We start from the raw sequence: 21797 nt of genomic DNA, 5'->3' as shown, positions 1-21797 counted from the left end.
AAATGCGCTTGCCATTGAGGTTCAAATAACAAACAAAAATCATCGACATCTACGTAAATTGCCTCTAAATTAGTCATGCCCTTGTCCTGTGTGATTTTTCTTTTTTCGTCGAAAGATCTGATCACCGCAAGGGCATTTAGTTCACTTTTCTTATCCGCAGCTCAGGTTACTTAGTTTCGCTTGGTTTCAAGTATTAAGTGCAATTTAGATTTTAAAGCAACAAGCGAACTGCTCTGAGAATTCCGAGATAAACTTAAAAAGTTGAGTGAACTACTAAACACCATAAAAAGCAGAGCTTTTTGCTCTGCTTTTTATACTTTCTTATTTTTACAACTCCACTGACTTTACAAAAGGTTTTACACCCATCACATCATATATTTTTTCCGGTTGATATAGCTTATTTCCTTTAATAACCAGAGAAGCTTTTCGTAAGTCAGCCATATCTTTTATTGGATCGCCATCAATCAAAACCAGATCTGCGTATTTACCAGTACTAATTGATCCCGTCTTATCATCAACACCAACTACGCGAGCTGAATCCAGTGAGCCAATTCGAATGACATCTAACGCAGGAATGCCAGCTTTCCGATACAACTCTAATTCTCGCATTAAAGTAAAGCCGGTAAAAAAATCCGTTCCCGGAATAATAGGCACACCTTTATCATGCAGCAACTTGGTCATTTTTAACATGGCATCAGCAGCTGCTTTGTAAGATGCGTCTTGCTCAGGAGATTCTATTTTCATCGTTGCTGTTTTCAAACTGCGTTGAAATAACGGTGGCAAATGTTCGGCAATCGATACGTACTCTGGATCAGTCTGCTTATCTCTACTTAATAGCAGGCTGTTGAATGTTGAAACAGTCAGATCAACCTCTATATTTTTTTCAGCTAGCATCTCAACAAAGTCCTGTACTTCTTTACTGTTTAAGTCGAGATCTTTCGCTTTATCACCAATCAATGTAAAACGCAGCCGTTTACGCGTATCAATGGTGTCACCACCTAAAAAATTTAGAAACAGCATATTGATGTGCTGTATTTCATCGAAGCCGGCTTCAACAGCTTGTTCAGCAGACATATAGGCAGGTATATGACCACTCAAACGTAAGCCACGTTTATGGATATGTGAGGCAAGTTCTTTTACCCAACTCGGATCCATTGATGAGTAGGTCTTAATTTGTATATAACCGCGATCGGCGTACCAGTCGACTGCGTCTTTCGCTTCTTGCAATGAATTAACAGCAATACCATTACCAGCAGAATAGTCGCTTTGCTTATCTATATGCTTCCTTGCATATTATCCATAAGCTAACTCAGTTACCCTATGTGACACTGGGGGAACATTCCAAAGTTCGTTCGTTATGGATATCGAAAAAGATGCGCAACAGTTTGTACTCGAACACCGGAGAGAAAGGAGCTATCCAAGACTCATTAAAGCTTCTAAAAACCGATACCCTATTAAGAAGAAAAATGCCAATCAGCTTAACTGATTGGCATTACGCATATAGCGGGCTTTTAGTACAAGTTAGGCAATCATTAATAACGATAATGATCCGGCTTGTAAGGACCTTCTACAGGAACACCAATGTAATCGGCTTGGGCCTGACTTAACTCGGTCAAGTTTGCGCCAATTTTTTGCAGGTGCAATCGCGCTACTTTTTCGTCCAGGTGTTTCGGTAACACATAAACTTTTTTCTCATAGTTGTCGCCATTGGCCCACAACTCAATTTGCGCGATAGTCTGGTTGGTGAATGAGGCTGACATAACAAAACTTGGATGGCCCGTTGCGCAACCCAAATTTACCAGCCGGCCTTCGGCTAGCAGAATAATACGTTTACCGTCTGGGAAGATAATATGATCCACCTGAGGCTTTATATTTTCCCACTCGAATTTTTTCATTTTGGCGACTTCAATTTCATTATCGAAATGGCCAATGTTACATACGATGGCCTGATCTTTCATATTGAGCATATGCTCTTCTGTGATCACATTGAAATTACCAGTAGTGGTAACAAAGATATCGGCCATGCCGACCACATCTTCCATAGTAACTACACGGTAACCTTCCATTGTGGCCTGTAAAGCACAGATAGGATCAATTTCCGTAACAAAAACGGTCGCACCCTGAGCCGACAATGATTGCGCACAGCCTTTACCAACATCACCGTATCCTGCAACAACCGCTATTTTGCCTGCAATCATAACGTCGGTTGCTCGCTTAATACCATCAAGCAATGATTCACGGCAGCCGTATAAATTATCGAATTTTGATTTGGTAACCGAATCATTAACATTAATGGCTGGGAATGGTAGTCCACCATCTTCTTTTTGCATTTGATACAAACGATTCACACCGGTGGTTGTTTCTTCGGTAACGCCCTGAATGCTGGTAGCTGCTCGCTCATAGAATTCGGCGTCTTTTTCCAATTGTTTTTTAATCGCTGTAAAACAGTACTCGGCTTCTTCGCTGTCCGGATTATTTAAAACAGAAATATCTTTCGCCGCTTTACGACCCAATACAACGGCCATGGTTGCATCGCCACCATCATCCAGAATCATGTTGGCGGTTTTGTCATCACCAAAATCTAAAATGCGATGGGTAAAGTCCCAGTATTCTTCAAGGGTTTCACCTTTGTAGGCAAACACAGGTACACCGGTTGCTGCAATGGCGGCGGCGGCGTGATCTTGGGTAGAATAAATATTACAGCTTGCCCAGCGAACTTCTGCGCCCAATGCCGTAAGGGTTTCAATCAGCACCGCAGTTTGAATGGTCATGTGCAATGACCCGGCAATGCGTGCACCTTTTAACGGCTTTTGCTCACCAAATTCTTCACGCATGGCCATAAGACCGGGCATTTCAGTTTCAGCAATTTTAATCTCCTTACGTCCCCAATCGGCTAAGGATAGATCTTTAACATAATAGTCTGTTGAATCAGACATAGTTGTCTCCATTCTTGTCGAATGGGCGCCCTTGTCAAAATGAAAAACCCAACTGAGCGTGACAGAAGTAGTTCCGCTGCAGCGCCCCTCAGTCGGGTTTGTAAATAAGTTATTTTAAGCGGGTATTATAAACCAGCGGCTTGACGAAGTGTGTCGGCCTTATCGGTTTTTTCCCAGGTAAAATCAGGATCATTCCGGCCAAAGTGTCCGTATGCTGCTGTTTTACGATAGATGGGTCGTTTTAGATCCAACATATCGATGATGCCTTGTGGTCGTAAATCAAAGTTTTCGCGCACCAGCTCAGCAATTTTCGCTTCATCAATTTTATTGGTGCCAAAGGTATTGATAGAAATAGACGTTGGCTCCGCCACACCAATGGCGTAAGAGACCTGTATTTCACACTTATCAGCAAGACCGGCGGCAACAATGTTTTTCGCAACATATCGGCCAGCGTATGCGGCAGAGCGATCCACCTTAGAGGGATCTTTTCCGGAAAAAGCACCGCCGCCATGACGCGCCATACCACCGTAGGTATCCACAATAATCTTACGACCGGTTAGCCCACAATCACCCACTGGACCGCCAATAATAAACTGACCGGTTGGATTGATGTGATACTGGGTTTTTTCGTGTAACCATTCTGCCGGGATCACGGGCTTAATGATTTGCTCCAGTACCGCAGCACGAATCGTTTCCTGTGTGACATCAGGATCATGTTGAGTCGACAACACAACGGCATCCACCGCCACTGGCTTACCATTTTCATAACGCATGGTAATTTGCGATTTGGCATCGGGACGTAACCAGGGTAAGGTGCCGTTTTTGCGAAGCTCGGCCTGTTTTTCTACCAGACGATGCGAGTAATGCACTGGTGCAGGCATTAATGCATCGGTTTCATTGGTGGCGTAGCCAAACATCAAGCCTTGATCGCCCGCGCCTAAATCTTTGTTTTCAGCTACATCAACACCCATCGCAATATCGGACGATTGTTTTCCTATGGCATTTAGTACGGCACAACTTTCATTATCAAAGCCAACATCTGAACTGGTGTAACCTATGTCACCAATCACTCCACGAACAACCTCTTCAAGATCAACATAGGTAGAGGTACGCACTTCTCCGGCAACTACCGCCATGCCCGTTTTAACCATGGTTTCGACGGCTACTCGCGCGTCAGGATCATCGGCTATGATGGCATCAAGAATGGCGTCTGAAATTTGATCGGCCATTTTATCAGGATGCCCTTCAGAAACAGACTCTGAAGTAAAAATATCGTATTCAGCCATTGGGTAGAGTTCCTCTTGTCGCCTGATTTGCTCTGGACACCAGAGCTATAAAATTATGGGGTCTGATACATACGCTTAATATCTCATATCAGACTGCTAGACTGCCAAATGAGGGCAATTTTACTGTGATTTGCTGCCTTTTTCACCTTTTTTTACAGGATTTAACCGATAACTGTAATCGGTTATTAAGCAGCATGAAGTTTTAATAATGTGTAGCCATTGGGTATATATCCAAGCCTGAACCAATATATGGGACCAATATCTCAAGTTTAAAGCGATTAATTACTTGTTGCCTCTTAAATTTCAAAGCCGATAACGCTAAACTGAAAACATTATATTAGCTAGCCTGTTGATTCTACTGACATTATTTCTACATCAGGCAAATATTATAATAAACCCTATATAGCATTTATCAGGAAAGTGAAAACATGGCAAAACGACAGACACCGATCTGCGATTTTGGCTGGAAAGCCGTCGACTTTGATCTACTGGGTGTAGACGGTAAACGTTGGAGTTTAGACAAGTGTCGTGGCGCAATGGGGTTACTGGTGATGTTTATTTGCAATCACTGCCCTTATGTTAAAGCCATTCGCTCGAGTCTGATAAAAGATGTAAAAGCACTGAACCGGATGGGTGTGGGAGTTGTTGCCATTAACTCAAATGATCCTTCTCGTTATCCAGAAGACTCTTTTCCCTATATGAAGTCAGTCTCTAACCAGTTTAATTATAACTTTCCCTATTTACTGGATGATAATCAGGCTGTCGCAAAAGAATATAAAGCAATTTGCACCCCGGACTTTTTTGGCTTTAATGCTTCAATGGAACTGCAATACCGTGGCCGACTTGATAATACTGGCGCACGGGAAAAAAGTGATGCGCCAAGAGAGCTGGTTTTGGCCATGCGACAGGTGGCACTAACCGGTCAAGGTCCAAGACAACAAAATCCATCAATCGGTTGCAGTATCAAATGGGCTGATGGCAGCCAACAACAAACCGCTTAAGCCGCGCGGAATTCTTCAATCAATGATTCAAGTTTATCCAGATCAGGAACGAGTGCCTGAATAGATCCTATTTTTACCCGCGCTTTTTCAACGCTGCCTAATTCGACATCTTCAACCAATGAAATGGAAGGTTCGGTGACATGAGTAAGACGTGGGATCCCTTGCACGATTATGCCAATATAGGGTAATTGCTCGTTACTGTTCAGAGTATTCACCACTGCAACACGGGCACGCTTATTTGCCATCGCATCATCGGCACCTTGCAGCTTATCTATTGATACCATTGGGATATCTTGCCCATGCCAGCGCAGTGTTCCTATGTACCAGTCAGGACCTGACTCTTCCAGATTAACATCACCAAATGGAACTATTTCTGCAACGGTTGCGTTAGGCAGTAAAATACTTTGATCAATGATCGGGATCATTAAACTGTAAACTTCGTTGACGGTATTATTAGCACTATTATCCACGTCACACTCCTGAAAAATAATTAAGCACTTTTGATTTTCGCGCTCTGCAAATGTTCGGTTAAATGATCGGCCAGTTGCTCAGGCGATCCCTGATAGTGACATAACTCTTGTTCAATTACGGAATCTGGCATACTGCTGTTAGCACAGGTGTCCGGCGATTGAACCCACACCTTCATGTCATTATGAATCACTTTAGCGATACCGGCACTGCCGTCATTACCCATACCACTAAAAATAATGGCACCACAACGGTGCTGGTACACTTGCCCTGCACTTTCTATCACATCATCAATACAGGGTGAATAGGGCGGTGTCCATGAATCTTCACAAGAGGACACAGTACCATCCAAGTCAAATTTTAACTTATGATTAATTGGCGCAATGTACACACGGCCACTTTGAAGTTTCATGGATTCATCAACGATTACCGTTTTAAAGGGTGTTTGGGTATCCAGAATATTGCATAAGACCGGTAAGAAATTTTCATCAATATGCTGTGCCAATACAAAAGCGGTATCAATGCTATTCGGCAAGTTTTGCAAAAAACGTTTAACAGCCGCAGGCCCGCCTAATGATGCGCCTAAAACCCATAAGTTTTGTTGCGGAACTTCAACAACCTCTTCATCGGCAACATCTTCAAACTGCATGTCGGTAGCCGTATCATCAAGCAAAGGAATATCAAACTCCAATGGTTCATCGGCGGAAAGCTGTTCGTCGACTTGATCTTCAGCGGCCTCGACTTCACTTTGTGTAGGTTCACTTTCTAAAATACTATCGTCCAGTGCTTCCAGGGTAGCGTCGTCATCCAATGAAAACTCATCATCCGGAAGTTCCGGTGGGAACGAATCAAACTCAGTCGTTTGCAACTGCTCTTGTTTGCTTTGTTTTGTATCAGTGCTCAAGTCGGCTTGTTCACTAATACTCTGCTCAACCGATTGTTCGTGATTTGAATCAGAATCAAGCAAATCATCATCAATATCAAACGTCATTTCTGATTCGGGTAATTCTTTTTCCGGTAAATCTGTTTCGGTTAAATTTTCTTCCGATATTTCAGAATCACTTAATTCAAAATCATTAGCTTCTAAGTTAGATGCTTCTAATTCTTCTTTCTCTTGCTCAGATGTCTCGTCTGTAGCGGTATTTTCTAATGGCTCATCATCTAACTCAAGCTCAAAATTAAAATCAGTTTGCTCTTCGCTCTGAAAAGAATTTTGATCAGATAGGTTTTTATCTTCAAGAGATGGTTCGTCTTCAAAGGACGGCTCGTCGTCAAAGCTTGCTTCATCTTCAAAGAAAGCTTGGTCATTAGTCGGAAGCTCTTCACTTAATGATGATTTATTTTCCAAAAAGGCGTCTTTCGATTCATCGCTGTCACTGATAAAAGAAGGTTCATCAGATTCAGCACCGAGTAAATCATCATCATCTAATGAAAATGACTCGTCAAATTCAAAATCAAAGCTTTCCGGGTGATCGGGTTGATCAGTTGATGACTCTGTGTTTTTCGTATCTGATAACTGTGAATCTGGTTTAGCTTTATTTTCAGAGTTTGTATTTTCAGAATCTGTTTTTTTAGATAATGAGTCCTCAGATGATGATTGTTCCGATAACCATTCATCAGAATTGTCGTCATCATCAAATGCGAGTGGTTCGTCATCAAAAGATTCAGGTTGAAAGTCGAGTGACGGTTTTCTGTTTTCGGTATTCTTTTCTAGCTCAGGTGCATTATTTTTTGGCTCTGCCAGATAATCATCGAGTTGTGACTCAAATGACTGAAGATCATATTGCTCCAATTCACTGTCATCGCTTTCTGCTGCCTTAAGTGAATCGTCATCAGTTGAATCGTCAATCGATAAGGAACTCTCTTCTGGGTCGCTTTGCACTAACTGGCTATCAATCAAGTCATTCTCAATCGAATCACTTTCTAATGAAAAATTTTCTGATTCGTTATCTTGAGAAATTTGTTCGGATAAAAATGAATCTTTTTCCGTTTCAGCGCCTTCATTTCCTTCAGAAAACGTTGGGCTATCTGTCTCGGTTATGTCTGTATCGGTTATGTCTGTCTCAGCGAGATTACTTTCCTTGTTAAACTTTTCAGTAGCATCCCTGGTAGTTTCATCCGTATCTAAAAAGTTATCTTCGTTGAAAAAATCCGTATCGGATAATTCATCCTCTCCACTCAGCTCATCTGCAACTTGCTGAATCGGATCAACCAGATCATTGCTATCGGATAAACCACCTTGATTAGCTAAATCAAGTAATGTGGAACTGAGCTGTTCGGTGGCATTATCCAGTCGTGATGCTGCATCTTCGGCTTCTGTCGATGCGCTTGCCTCACTTGGCGTTTGCTGCGCTAAGGATGATTCACTTACACCAGACTCGGAAGTGTCGGTTTGCTCATCAGAATCTTGAGACGGTAGTTCAAGACCCGCCATTTCATACAAGCGTTCAATTTGTTTTTCCACCCAATAATTGGGATGGCTTTGTTTAAATAATGAACCGCGTTCGTGAAAAAATACTGGCACTTCCGATTGATCCAGTAAATCATCAAGCTCATCGGTCCAATCATCATCGTCAATATCCAACAGCCACACATTCAATTGTTTATTGGCTATGTGTTGCGGTTGGATATCAGAGGGACCTAGTTGCAGCTCAGCATTAACCTCATGACGTTTTAATAACGACAGGTATTGCTGAGTTTCATCACCACCGGATGTGATCAGCCCTATGGATAATTGTTCTGATTTACTCATTACTGCTTACCGGACAACAGCGACTCTATGGTTTGTAACAAGTCTACTTCGTTATACGGTTTACCCATGTAGCGATTCACACCAATCGACTCGGCTCGTTCTCTGTGTTTTTCACCGGTTCGAGAGGTGATCATAATAATCGGTAGTTGTTTTAATTTATCATCATGGCGAATAATGGTTGCTAACTCAAAACCGTCCATTCGTGGCATTTCAATATCCAGCAACATCACATCCGGTTTGTTATCGTGCAGTACACTTAATGCATCAACACCGTCTTTTGCCAAAATCACTTCGTAATCATGACGCTGTAACAAACGCTGCGTTACTTTTCTTACCGTAATGGAATCATCCACAACCATAACTTTGGTAACTTTTTCTTCTTCAACCACTTCTTCGATTGTTGCATCCACATCAACAATTGCATCCGCTCGACGAGTTAATGCAGGTACATCCAATATCAGCACCACGCGACCGTCACCGAGAATGGTTGCGCCTGACAAACCACTTAATAGACTTAATTGCTGGCCAACGGATTTTACAACAATCTCACGGCTACCCATCAACTCATCAACTTGTACAGCTGTAGGATGTTCAGCACCATGTAACAGTAATACAGGTAACGGTTTGGTAACCCCTTCAAGATTAGTGGTCACATTATGATCCAGCAGGTTGCCCATGTAACGCATGTGGTATGGCATACCGGCGTATTCAAACCTTGCTTCTGGGTTGTCGTAATATTCCTGAATTTCAAACGGGCTTACACGCACAATACCTTCAATGTTGGTCAAAGGTACCGCATAAACATCTTCTCCGACCCGAATCATTAATGCTTGGTTTACCGATACAGTAAACGGTAACTTAACCGTAAAGGTCGCACCTTTACCCGCTTCGGAATTAATTTCAACCACGCCGCCCATTTGCTTAATTTCACTGCTCACGACATCCATTCCAACGCCGCGACCAGAAATTTGTGTCACTTTTTGTGCGGTAGAGAAACCAGCTTCAAATATTAATTGTTGCAACTCGTGATCGCTCAGCTCTGACGACTCGGTAATTAAACCACGTTCCAGTGCTTTTTTACGGATTGCCTGAATATCAAGACCTCGACCATCATCCTGAATTTCAATGAAAATTTCTGAACCTTCACGATACAGACGTATGCGAATTTTACCGGTTTCAGGTTTACCCGCCGCTGCACGATCGCTGGTACTTTCAATACCGTGATCCATAGCGTTACGTAACATATGTTCGACTGGTGCAATCATTCGCTCCAATACGGTTCTGTCCATTTCGCCTTCAGCAACAATGGCCAAATCAACCGCTTTGCCCAGTTCATTTCCGATTTGTCGTACAATACGGCGAAGACGAGGAACCAGACTGTCGAATGGAACCATACGCGTGCGCATCAGGCGCTCTGACATTTCCGTATTAACTCGGCCCTGTTGCAACAACAAGGTTTCTGAATCAGCCGCCAGGTTATCGAGCGTATCTCGTAAGTTTGCAATATCCGCAGCCGACTCACCCAAACTTCGTGTTAATTCTTGCTGACGGGTATAACGGTCAAATTCCAGAGGATCAAATTCTTCGTAATCAACTCCGGCAATTTCTCGTCGGTACTCAATTTGCGCATCGGTTTCTATTTCCATGTTACGCAACTGATCACGAAGTCGATCCAGTGCCTGTGTCATCTCGTCAAGGTTATAACGCAATACTGAGGCTTGCTGTTCCAGACGAGCACGGAATATGGAAGTTTCACCGGATAAATTAACCAGACTCTCAAGCTGCTCGGAACCAATACGTACCATTTCCTGTTGCTTTGGTCGTTTTGCTTGCTGCTCTTCTTTTGCGGCTTGCTTATCATCCGCCGGTTTAATAGGAACAACACTGGATTTAGATTTTTTCGTTGGCTTAGCTTCTGAAACTTCAATGTTAGGAGCAGCCTTTTCACCTTTAATAACGCGAAGTAATTCATTCATATAACTGGCAGGTGTCGTAATGGTACGTGACGCACCAACTTCATCCACCATACTCTGAATGACATCGTAACCGCGCATTACAAAATCAATATGATCCTTAGTTGCTTCAATTCGACCATCTGCAACCTGTTCAAAGTAAGTTTCTAATTCATGTGTTAAATCACCAAGCGATTTAATATCCGATAATCGGGCACCACCTTTTAAGGTATGCAAGCTTCGCTGTAATGTTTCAATAGACTCTTTGTTATCAGGCTCTTTCGACCAACTCTGTAACGCAGTGTCCATGTTTTCTAAAATTTCTGCGGCTTCTTCCAGATAAATTTCCAGAACTTCATCACCATCTTCATCAAGTTCAATGGTTTGAACTTCCGCAGGTTCCGATGTTTCAGGCGCTTGCTCAGCTTGTTCAATCGTTTCCGTTTCATCGGCTTTGTCACTGTCTTCTGCTTCAGACGTATCAGTCTCAAGATCCGTTAGCATTTCACCAGCGATAGCCTGTCGCACTTGTTCAATTAATTGTTCATTCAGCTGATAATTTTCGGTTTCACGTAACTGTTCTAAAATAGTTCGGAAATGATCGAGAATTTTATAAGACAAGGTAAAGTGTTGATCCTTAACATCCAGATTACCGTTTCCGACTGACTCGTATAAATCTTCCAATGCATGAGCCAAATTACCGACATTCATAACACCGGCCATACGGGCACTGCCTTTGAAGGTATGCAGATTCCGCTGTAAATTATTAACCGGTAATAGATCCTCTGGATTGCTTTTCCAGGAATCGAGATTGCCTTCAATTTCCTCAATCAGCTCTTCAGCTTCTTCCAGGAAAAACTCCAACAACTCTTCATCAATTTCATCTTCCGCTTCGTGAACATCTTCCGGACGAATTGTTTCGGAAACTTCTTCTTTTTCAACCGCTGGCTCAGGCTTTGTGGTAGGTGTGCGTGCTGACTCTTTCTTCGCGTGCCATTGTTTCAGTGACTCAATGAGCTCTTTTGGATATTCAAGCTGATGCTCAACCGCAGCGGTATTTAATAATTCAAGTACATTATCAAGCGCGGTAATACCTAACTGATAATAGTCATTATCGTTGGTCGATTGATCTGGCTTGGAAACAAAGTTTTCCAGCGCTGCGGCAAGCGCTTCTACTTCTTCCAGCATGGCCATATTGGCACCACGCTTTAAGGTATGCATTTCTGCCTGAAGATTATGTTGCGCTTCAATGGAACCTTTGTGTTGCCAACTCGCCAGCAAATCTTGCGCTTCTGAAACAATATCCATTCCTTCAGCAAGGAAAATACTCAGTAACTCAGGATCACGATGAACACTGTCTACTTGTGTCTCATCATCTTCACCTAACTGCTGTAATAGCTTTTCTCGTTGTTCGGTAAACTCATTAATTAAGCGTTGTTTTTCTTCACCCAAATAATGTTGATTGTTTCGCAGTGCATCTATGCAGTGGGTTAAATATTCATTAGCGTCTTTAAGCGACTGCTTAAATTCTGCACTTAGTGCTTTTTCTCGTTGCTTGTATTCTTTAACAATGGACTCAAGAGGCGCTGTTAAATCAGCTATCTCACTTACTTCAGCCATATGCGCACTACCTTTTAAGGTATGCATGGCGCGAAGTAGTTCGTCGGACACTTTTTCATCACGATCAGGCTGCCAACCATCAATGGTCTGACTAATTGTATTTAAGTGGCCTTCTGCTTCATTAACAAATATTTCAAGTAATACCGGATCAATATCAGAACCGATAGCGGCATGCTCACCAGCAGAGATTTGTTCAGATGTTTGCTCGGAGTCTGATGGTTCATCAGACTTAAATTGCTCATCCTCAGGTAATTCAAGAGCATACTCTTCCAGCTCATGATCAGCCTGCTGATCAGCGTCATCTGAAAACTCTAAAGTCGGTACAGAATCATCATCCGAAAGTTCTTCACTGATCTCAAAAACATCATTCACACCAACCGGCTCTTGATCGTCCAGTGACAATTCGCCCAAATCTATTTCTTCAGGTTCTTCTGGCAGATCTGTGGCGGCAAAATCGATGGATTCATCTTCTGCTTCATCGGTAGTTGAATCATCTGGCTCTAAATTAAACTCATCATCAACTTCGGCAGTTAAATCTTCTTGTTCTTCTGGCAAGCTATCAATTGATAAGGTTTCTTCATCTTCTATTTCAGCAACTTCATCGACAGATATTTGCTCTGTTGGTACATCATCAACCGCTGGCGACTCTACAGGTTCATCTGACTCAGAAGGTTGTTCTATTGCTTCTGAAGTTGATTCAGTGACATCCGCATCATCGGAAGTTGTTGGAACAGATTCTTTAGTTTCTATTGCTTTTTCGTCTGCTACTTTTTCTTCAGAAGATTCTGGCTCAATATAAGTCTCACCCTTAGCGATAGCGTGTGCTCTCGCCATAATGCTATCAGGTGTTTCGGATGGGACTTCATTTTTCGAGAAGGCGTCGATTAATTTTGGCATAAAATCAACCGCGTCTTTCATAACATCAAACACTTGATTATCCAGTTTGATGGTTTCATCAATCACTCGATTCAGCATGTTTTCAATAGACCATGCAAGTTCTCCAGCCAGGCTTGCGCCAACCAGTCGACCACTGCCTTTTAACGTATGAAACGATCGTCGAATGGTACTGAGAGACTCTTCATCATCTCGATCATCTCTAAGTTTTGGATACAACTCATTGATACTTGCAAGTTCTTCTTCTACTTCTTCAAGGAAAATTTCCAGTACATCCTCGTCGATTAGGCTTTCATCATAAGCTTTGGTCGCTGGTGGTTGTGCTGGTACCGATTCTTTCTTCTCTTGCTCTTTTACCGGTGTATCTTGAGCTTGTTCTGATGTTGTTTGCTCTACTTCTGAAGTCTGAGTTTGTTTTGCTTCTGCTTCACTATCACTTTTTATATCAGTGTCTGCAGTGTCATCTGCCGATACAGCTTCTGTTTGCGCCGGCTTACTTGGTGCTGCTTTTTCTAGCTCACGAACCAGGATAGCTTCACTGTCTTTTGCTGCATTTAATACCGAGTCAAAAACCGATGAACCGACTTCACCATAATTTTCAAGGCAATATTCAACAGAAGTAATGATGTCCGCCAAGGCATCCATAACCTCTTCGCCCGGCTTTGCACCTTCTTGTAATAATCGACGTTCAACGAAATCTTGCGCACGATTTAATAATTCTGAAGCGTTATTAAAGCCGACAATTTGTAATCCGCCCTGAATCTCAGTCAATAAAATGGGCACATCAGAAATCAATTTAAAATCAAACGATGACGCAATAAAGTCGACAATTTTTTCTTTTGCTTTTTGCAGGTTGCCTCGGCTGGCTTTTAATAACTGAACTTTGGCGTCATCAAGTTGTGCTTCAGCGGCTGCTTGATCTTGTTTGGCAGCCAATTCTTCAGGCGTACTGTCTTCTTCCTGACCAACATCCTGAGGTTTAATATTTGCCAGATTTGCTTCAACAAACAGCAATGCACCAGCAACATCCATCACTACCGCATCAGAAATACTATCGCCGGATTCAACAACTTTATTGAGGGTAGTAATTTGCTGTTTAATGACATCTCTTGGAATACCTAATCCCAGGATTCCCAGAGTGTCAGTAATTTTCTGTAAGCTCGGGATCAGGTCTTTAATTTTATCCGTGCTTTTATCACCGCCACGAACAAATAAATCGAGCGTGTCTTTAACATTGATTAAATCGTCATTAATTGCACCAACAACGGTTTCAATTGCCCCCGAGTCAGGCCCTTGTAATCGGCGTCGCTCTTTTTCAACTTCAACATCCGACGGCAAACTTGATGCTAAATTAAATTTATCCTGTAACCGAACAACTTTCTCATTTGTCGAACTCGATTTCGCTACGTAATAGAGAAGATTTTTTAATAAGTCATCTGGAATTTCATCACTTAGCGCTTCAGCACCCAGATCAGACAAACGCTTTATGTGACGATCTATTTTTCCGAGTAAAGCGTGTACAGCCGCTTCTTTATAGTGCCCTTTTTCGACAATGGAAAATAAAAATCCGTCCGCGACCCACCAAAGATTTGCAACAGGATGTCCGGACGTTTCTTCTTCCAGCTTTTCGAGTACTTTGTGCATGCGTTGAATGCCTTCTTTGACATTCTGGTTACGCATTACGCCAAGTAACCCTTTTTGATAATGCGCACGGAGTTTTTTCGCCAGGACACCAAATGATTGAGTATCAATGCTCTTTGCACCCGCTTCTGAGCTGGGTGGAACAACACCACCTATTTCAGGTGCAAAAATAGCGCTTTCAGACACTGGCGCGACACCGCGCGATCCTCTTAACTCATTTAACAGAGGCAGTAATATAACGGGGAGGTCTCGCTGACCTTCTTGAACACGATCAAGATAAGAGGGCAGTTGCAACATGCTGGCCATAAGTACTTCAAGGGCTTTGTCGCGCGCAACAAACTTTTCTTCGGCGATGGCTTCTGCCAAATGTTCCATTTCTTCGGTAAATAATGCAGCACCACGAAAGTCCAACATTTGCAGTGTTCCGCGAACCTGATGCAAACAGCTGATACAAAAACGAATTTGAGTAACATCACTTTCGTTTTCTGCAAAGGCTTCAAGTCCATGACGAGCTTGATCAAGGGACTTATTGATTTCTTTGCGCACCCAACTTAGGGCTAACTGTTCATTCGAATCGGCCATGCCTGCTCCGTCTTACTTCTCTTATTAACCACCAGCACGTAAATAAGCTTGGCAGTGTTTGGTGGAAACTTTTTCTATTAGCGGGTGTGACACATTATTTAATTCACCAGGTCCCAAAACCAATAATCCACCCGGTGACAGTCGGCTAATAAACTGCTCAACTATTTTTTCACGCCGCTCATTTTGAAAATAAATTAATACATTCTGGCAATAAATCACGTCGTACAATTGCTTTGGAGATGACTCCAGTTCTTTTACATTTGCCTGAACAAAACAGGTTCTGTGGCGTAACTGATTTCTTACCTGATAATAACCGTCAGCTAAACTGTCAAAGTATGTGTCGAGCATTTCTGGCGGTACCGAGTAAAGTTTTCGTTGGTGATATATAGCTTCTCTGGCCTGAGCCAATGCTGGAAAACTGATATCTACTCCGGTTAAACCAAAATAAAAGTTACGACCTTGCTTTTGCAATGCTGAGGTATCAACATCACTCGCCAACATTGCCAGGCTATAAACTTCTTCACCCGTAGAGCAGCCAACACTCCAAACTTGAGCATTGACCGGGCCTTCCTGCTGTTGATTAACGGCTTTATTAATCAGCTTTTGAATATGATTACGGACCAAGTCCATGGAGGCCATATCACGGAAAAATCGAGTTTCGTGAACTGTTAACAGATCCACCAAACTGGCCCACTCTAATGCCGAACCAACACCGTTATCCAGACTATCAAAATACGATTGATAGCTTTCGAAACCTCGTTCACGCATCCGCTGCGCAAGATTGGTCAACAAGAATGACTTTCGATTTTCAGCAAGCCAGACGCCTGTTCTTTGCTCTAAAAGTGACTGCCAGCGTTTGAACTCTTCCGAGTCCATATCTGGCAGTTCTTCATACGCAGCCATGACCAAAGTCAATACCTGTCAACTTAGTAACTCATCAACTTAATAGTTCGGCAGCTTGAAACCAGCAACCGAGCCATTTAACTCGTCAGCCAGTTCGGCCAGTTTACCGATGCTGCTTGCCGTATTAAGTGTACCTTGCAGTGTCTGGTTGGTGATTTCCTGGATGACATTCATCGTATTGGATACGTGACCAGCAGACGCTGCCTGTTGTCGTGCTGCGTTGGATATATTCTGGATTAATTCCGCCAGATTGGACGATACATGCTCAATTTCTTCCAGTGCAACACCCGCATCCTGTGCCAGTCTTGCTCCGCGTACCACCTCAGAAGTCGAAGCTTCCATCGAGATAACCGCTTCGTTGGTATCGGTCTGGATGGTTTTTACCAGTGCTTCTATCTGCTTGGTCGCATTACCAGAACGCTCCGCCAGTCGCTGTACCTCATCCGCAACAACCGCGAAACCACGACCGGCTTCACCCGCCATAGATGCCTGTATTGCGGCGTTAAGTGCCAATATGTTTGTTTGTTCGGATATGTCATTAATCAGAGATACTATGTCGCCGATTTCTTGCGATGATTCACCCAGACGTTTAATACGTTTTGAGGTTTCCTGTATTTGCTCACGAATCGTATCCATACCGCGGATTGTATTACGTACAACTTCGGAACCTTTCTTTGCGATATCAACCGATTTTTCCGCAACCTGAGTCGATTCGGCAGCGTTGGCAGATACTTGCTCAATCGACACCGCCATTTCGTTAATCGCCGCAGAGGCTCCGGTAATTTCCTGTGCCTGATTTTTAGAGGCCTGTGCCAATTCGTTCGAAATACCTTGTGTTTCATCGGTCGCGTCTGACAGACGAGAAACCGATTCGTTAATCGTCGATACCAGTGAACGCAGTTGATCGATGGTATAGTTCATCGCATCGGCTATCGCACCAGTAAAGTCCTCGGTTACGGTTGCGTTTGCGGTTAAGTCACCATCTGCCAGGCCTTCCATTTCATCCAGCAGTCGAATGATCGCTTGCTGGTTTCGTTCGTTTTGCTCACGCTCTCGGTCAGCCTGACTACGTACCTGAGTTTCTCGAATTTTATCGGCACGTCGTATTTGAATACCCAGCAGGAACAGGAAGATAAGCACCAAACTACCACCGGCAATGGAATACCAGTAATGGCCGCTCATGATATCCAGACGTTCACCGTGATCACGATAAGCATCCGCCAGTAATTTAGATTGCGTCAGTAGTTTATTCGAGCGGTCGAATATTCTCGCGGATGCTTGCTGAACTTTAAATAATGCGTCAGTCGAACGGATAACGTAGTTCACCTGATCTTTTACCGACTGGAACAACACAGCAATCTCTTCAAGTGCCGCTCGCGCTTCTGAGTTTTGAACTTTGTCGATGCCTAACATCAGATCGCCGTTAAGCATACCATCCAGTACGCTACCAAAAGTTTCAACGTCCTGGCCAAAGTTCTCTGCAGCTATGGCGGCGTCATCACCACCTTGTAGTACTTTCTGGAAACTTCGATTTATTCGCTCAGCAAACAGTAACTGTCGTGAGGCATAATAGGTTTGTTCGCCAGACGCACCAGAGTCCAGCAATATGTCGTTAACCGTATTATATAAGAATTGAATTTGAGGAATGGTTGCAGCCAGTTCAGATTGAGTTTGGTACAGCCCAGTAACCGTTTCCTCACTCTCTAAGATAACCTGCGCATCACCATTAACATGGCCCCAGGTCTCTCGTAACTTTTGAAACTCATCGGACGAAATAGACGCAGGGGTCGCGTTTATTTTAGTCAGAGGGTTATCACCTTCCTCTTCATCCAGCTTTTGAATCAGTAAGTTGAATCGTTCAACGGATATTTTCAACTGACTAAACGCCGGTTGGTTACCTTGCGAAGACTCGGATGCGTTTTTCGCAATCTGCTGTGAGATTACACGCAAGTCTTCCGCTTTTTCCGCCCAGCTCTGGACGTTATTACCGGTTCGGTAACCGCGATAAAGGTTGAAGATGGTAAGTAACAGAAACAAACCGAGGAGCCAGATGACAACACGTGTAGAGCTTCTGCTTTCTGGTGCATTTTTATCTTTTACTGGTGCATTCATAGTTTAATTCCCAACTACGTATTTTTTTATAAAACGGTCACTTGTTTATTTACTGTTGAGTTAGTACTCCACAGTTAAATCTTACAGCGCTACTTTGAGGAAATCTGGATGCTCAGTCAGTGCAAACGGACTAAACACATGCCATTCATCATCCGCTCGTTCAAAACGACCAGATAAGTAAGGCATGATATTTTCGTCATCTTCAACTTCAGAGAGTCGTTCACTGTCCTCAAAATGTTGCAGTCCCAGTACTTCATCAACAATGATGCCACTGTTAACGCCATTGTGATTCACAACCAGAACTCGTTGCTGACGCACGGAAGATGGTGTTTTTCGACCCAGAAACCCATGCAAATCCATGATCGGCAATAAGGTGCCGCGAATATTCGCCACACCTTTAACCCAAGACCGTGCACCCGGAACTTTTGTGTAATTTGGCATACGTAAAATTTCTGCCACTTCTTGTAACGGTGCCACGTAACGATTCTTATTTAAGCGAAAGCCGATTCCTGTCCAGAACCGACCTGATTGCTCAGAACGGGGTACAGCTGAAGCACTGCTATAGCTGCGCTGTTCAATATCCGACAGAATTTCAAATGCAGGATTATTTAATGCTTCAACCATATAACTGTTTAACCTTCCTAGATATCCGTTAACCCCGAAACATTCATTAACCTTCAAGAACCGAGTTAATGATTTTCATTAAATTGCCTTCTTGAACAGGCTTCGTCAGGTAGTCTTTTGCACCTTGACGCATACCCCAGATCTTGTCAGTTTCTTGATCTTTAGTGGTCACAATAACCACCGGAATATTCGATGTTTCAGGATCTTTTTTCAGGTGACGAGTGGCTTGAAAACCATTTAGCCCCGGCATAACCACATCCATTAAGACCAAATCAGGTTTTTCAGCTTTCGCAACTTCAATGCCTGCTTCGCCATTTTCTGCCGTTAAAACTTCGTGGCCATGCTTGTCTAATATGCTACTTAGAACATGCGTTTCGGTAGGCGAGTCGTCTACTATCAGTACGCGTGCCATGTAAAAACCCCCTTCTACTTCAGGATATCAATAGTATAAAAAATTAAATTACGCTAAGCCGTTTGCTGAGCGTTGGTAACATGTGAACGTATTGCATTAAGCAATTCGTCACGGCTAAATGGCTTGGTCAGGTACTGATCCGAGCCGACAATTCGCCCTTTGGCTTTATCAAACAAACCGTCTTTGCTGGACAGCATAATGACCGGCGTTGACTGAAATGCTTTGTTGTTTTTAATGAGTGCACATGTCTGATAACCGTCCAGACGTGGCATCATAATATCAACAAAAATAATATCTGGTTTATGATCGGCAATTTTTGCCAATGCATCAAATCCGTCGGTTGCAGTGACTACTTCACAACCTACTTTTTTAAGCAAAGTTTCGGCGGTGCGACGTATCGTTTTACTGTCGTCAATCACCATGGCTTTTAAGCCTTCGAAGGAATTATCCATTCACACACCCTCATGGATGCTATCAACAAAGCACCCACTTATATCATTAATCGAGATACACAACCAATTATTCACCCTCTGTGTCAATGTTTTTACCATAAGTGTATTGATTGATCCACTTTGATTTTACTTAATATAGAATAAGTTAGCTAACAAAGCTAAAGTAAAATCGTTAATTCTGATAAGCTATTGAGTCACTAGAGAATGAACCCACTAAGCGATATACTCGTCAAGCCGAGCATTACCACCGCTTTTTACATAACAATCGCTTTAATAAACAATCATTTGCAGTAACGGAGTTTAATCATGCCTCTCTCTGTTGGCGTTGTCATGGATCCCATTTCTGAGATCAATACTAAGAAAGATAGCACTTTTGCCATGCTTCTGACGGCAAAAGCACGGAATCATTCAATTTATTACATTGAAATCGAAAAACTCCTGCTTCGAGACGGTCGACCGTTTGCATTGTGCCAGCCATTGGACGTTTTTGATGATAGCAGTAATTGGTTCTCACTGGGAGACGAAGAAGAAATAGATTTGGCCGATTTAGACATTATTTTGATGCGCAAAGATCCGCCGTTCAATATGAACTACGTTTACGCCACCTATATTCTTGAATTAGCCGCCAACGATGGATGCCTGGTGGTTAACCGACCTGACAGTTTACGCGACTGCAATGAAAAGTTATTCACCTCCTGGTTTCCGGATGTATGCCCCAAAACATTGGTTTCAAGCCAAAGTAGCTTATTGAAACAGTTTGTTGAACAACATCAGGACGTTATATTAAAACCGCTGGACGGTATGGGCGGGGCGTCTATCTTTCGTGTAAAACAGGGCGATCCCAATGTCAGCGTGATAATTGAAACCCTGACCCAGCATGGACAGCAACTTGCCATGGCGCAAAAATTTATTCCGGAAATAACACAGGGCGATAAGCGCATATTAATGATCAATGGCGAAGCCGTTCCCTATACACTGGCACGCATTCCCGCAAAAGGGGAGACCAGAGGTAATTTGGCCGCTGGTGGCAGCGGTGTACCTATGCCAATAACCGCCGAGGAACAGCAGATTGCCGATCGTGTTGGACCTGAACTGGTAAAACGCGGCCTTTATTTTGTTGGTCTGGACGTTATCGGGACATACCTGACCGAGATAAATGTCACCAGTCCTACCTGTATTCGTGAAATAGATTCCGCTTTTGATAGCCAGATTACGGTTAAACTGTGGGATGTACTTGAGCAACAAATCAAACAGGGTTAATACACCATGATAGAAGACGGTGTCTATAAAGCAGAAGGGCCAACCATTCGCGAATCAGACAGGCTTACCTTTGCCGGTATTCTGGCGATTGCTTTTCATGCCATGCTGTTTCTTGGCATTGCTTTTACATTACCTGAAGAATCATCTCAGCAGGCTTCACCGGTAATGCAGGTTGTACTGGCGCAACATCATGCGCTGGAAAAACCAGAAAAGGCCGACTTTATCGGGCAGGACAATCAGCAAGGTGGCGGTGATAAAGATCTTTTGCAAAACCCCACGACCACCGAACAAGCGCAAATTCCCGATCCAAATAAACAAGCTTCTGCTCCCGCCACTATGCCGTCAACCACAGAGCAGTCTCAGCCAACACCTCACGTATTAACTGCGCAGGGCGCGCAGCAAGTATTTGTCGACGAACAGGTTGATGCACCGAACGAACAGGCGCAACAGTTGATGGACACGGCAACGTTATTGCAAAAAAGTTATGAGCTGGCAGGTCGCAACGCTCAAATTGATGATCAACATCAGCTGGCTTCACGCAATTTGCGCAAACGTCAGGTTTCGGCGGCGATCCACCGATCAACCGACGCCTTATACCTGGATAACTGGCGACGTCGTATCGAAGAGGTCGGTAATCGCAACTACCCGGATATGGCGCGGAAGAAAAAACTCTACGGTGATTTAATTTTAAAAGTCGCCATCAACGCCGATGGCACCATTCGCGATGTGGCGATTATGGACAGCTCGGGTCATAAAGTACTGGATGACGCTGCCATTAGAATTGTCCGGCAGGCGGCGCCCTTTGCACCTTTCGACGATCAGTTAAAACAGGACACCGACGTACTCGAAATTGTTCGACTGTGGCAATTTGAGCCCGGCAATACCATATCGACCTTGTAAAA

General features: G+C 43.3%; 14 protein-coding genes and 1 riboswitch. Of the genes, 3 read left to right on the top strand and 11 right to left on the bottom strand.

What is annotated here, in order from left to right; genetic code table 11:
* Positions 1–327: 327 nt before the first annotated feature.
* From C8D97_RS15725 to metK, 3 genes are all read right to left on the bottom strand, one after another.
* Positions 328–1227: an amidohydrolase family protein gene (locus C8D97_RS15725; protein WP_210204971.1), complete on the bottom strand. Its 900-nt coding sequence runs from the start codon at positions 1225–1227 to the stop codon at positions 328–330.
* 305 nt (positions 1228–1532) lie between these two features.
* Positions 1533–2948, bottom strand: a complete 1416-nt coding sequence (ahcY, locus tag C8D97_RS15720) for an adenosylhomocysteinase (protein WP_342587792.1) — start codon at positions 2946–2948, stop codon at positions 1533–1535.
* Between the two features lie 4 nt (positions 2949–2952).
* Positions 2953–3032, bottom strand: a riboswitch (S-adenosyl-L-homocysteine riboswitch).
* A gap of 29 nt (positions 3033–3061) precedes the next feature.
* Positions 3062–4222 carry a methionine adenosyltransferase gene (gene metK, locus C8D97_RS15715; RefSeq protein WP_109764752.1) on the bottom strand — a complete coding sequence of 387 codons (1161 nt, stop codon included), beginning with the start codon at positions 4220–4222 and terminating at the stop codon, positions 3062–3064.
* Positions 4223–4650: 428 nt separating this feature from the next.
* Between metK and C8D97_RS15710 the strand changes: the two genes are divergently transcribed.
* Positions 4651–5223: a thioredoxin family protein gene (locus C8D97_RS15710; RefSeq protein WP_109764751.1), complete on the top strand. Its 573-nt coding sequence runs from the start codon at positions 4651–4653 to the stop codon at positions 5221–5223.
* Here the strand turns inward: C8D97_RS15710 and C8D97_RS15705 are convergent.
* The 8 genes from C8D97_RS15705 to pilG all read right to left on the bottom strand — a co-directional run bounded on the left by C8D97_RS15705 (position 5220) and on the right by pilG (position 19635).
* Positions 5220–5693 (bottom strand): chemotaxis protein CheW, encoded by a 474-nt coding sequence (locus C8D97_RS15705; protein WP_109764750.1) that lies wholly within the window; start codon positions 5691–5693, stop codon positions 5220–5222. The two genes, C8D97_RS15710 and C8D97_RS15705, sit on opposite strands and share 4 nt — an antisense overlap.
* Positions 5694–5713: 20 nt before the next feature.
* Positions 5714–8443 carry a chemotaxis protein CheB gene (locus C8D97_RS15700; protein ID WP_109764749.1) on the bottom strand — a complete coding sequence of 910 codons (2730 nt, stop codon included), beginning with the start codon at positions 8441–8443 and terminating at the stop codon, positions 5714–5716.
* Positions 8443–15132 carry an Hpt domain-containing protein gene (locus tag C8D97_RS15695; protein ID WP_109764748.1) on the bottom strand — a complete coding sequence of 2230 codons (6690 nt, stop codon included), beginning with the start codon at positions 15130–15132 and terminating at the stop codon, positions 8443–8445. Before C8D97_RS15695 ends, C8D97_RS15700 begins: the two co-directional genes overlap by 1 nt.
* Before the next feature lie 24 nt (positions 15133–15156).
* Positions 15157–16035, bottom strand: coding sequence for a CheR family methyltransferase (locus tag C8D97_RS15690; RefSeq protein ID WP_109764747.1), 879 nt, complete (start codon positions 16033–16035; stop codon positions 15157–15159).
* Positions 16036–16074: 39 nt separating this feature from the next.
* Positions 16075–18147 carry a methyl-accepting chemotaxis protein gene (locus C8D97_RS15685; RefSeq protein ID WP_109764746.1) on the bottom strand — a complete coding sequence of 691 codons (2073 nt, stop codon included), beginning with the start codon at positions 18145–18147 and terminating at the stop codon, positions 16075–16077.
* A gap of 81 nt (positions 18148–18228) precedes the next feature.
* On the bottom strand, positions 18229–18771 hold the full coding sequence (locus tag C8D97_RS15680; RefSeq protein ID WP_109764745.1) for a chemotaxis protein CheW: 543 nt from the start codon (positions 18769–18771) through the stop codon (positions 18229–18231).
* A 46-nt stretch (positions 18772–18817) separates the two neighbouring features.
* Positions 18818–19183 carry a twitching motility response regulator PilH gene (gene pilH, locus C8D97_RS15675; RefSeq protein ID WP_109764744.1) on the bottom strand — a complete coding sequence of 122 codons (366 nt, stop codon included), beginning with the start codon at positions 19181–19183 and terminating at the stop codon, positions 18818–18820.
* Between the two features lie 53 nt (positions 19184–19236).
* Positions 19237–19635, bottom strand: coding sequence for a twitching motility response regulator PilG (gene pilG / locus C8D97_RS15670; protein WP_109764743.1), 399 nt, complete (start codon positions 19633–19635; stop codon positions 19237–19239).
* A 306-nt stretch (positions 19636–19941) separates the two neighbouring features.
* Between pilG and gshB the strand changes: the two genes are divergently transcribed.
* Entirely contained in the window at positions 19942–20895 is a 954-nt protein-coding gene (gene gshB / locus C8D97_RS15665; RefSeq protein ID WP_109764742.1) for a glutathione synthase, read from the top strand.
* A gap of 6 nt (positions 20896–20901) precedes the next feature.
* Positions 20902–21795: an energy transducer TonB gene (locus tag C8D97_RS15660; protein WP_109764741.1), complete on the top strand. Its 894-nt coding sequence runs from the start codon at positions 20902–20904 to the stop codon at positions 21793–21795.
* Positions 21796–21797 lie beyond the last annotated feature (2 nt).

This window comes from Pleionea mediterranea (assembly GCF_003148745.1).
Classification (GTDB): Bacteria; Pseudomonadota; Gammaproteobacteria; order Enterobacterales; family Kangiellaceae; genus Pleionea; species Pleionea mediterranea.
Note: the sequence above shows the minus strand (reverse complement) of the source record. Positions and strands in the feature narration are given on the sequence as shown.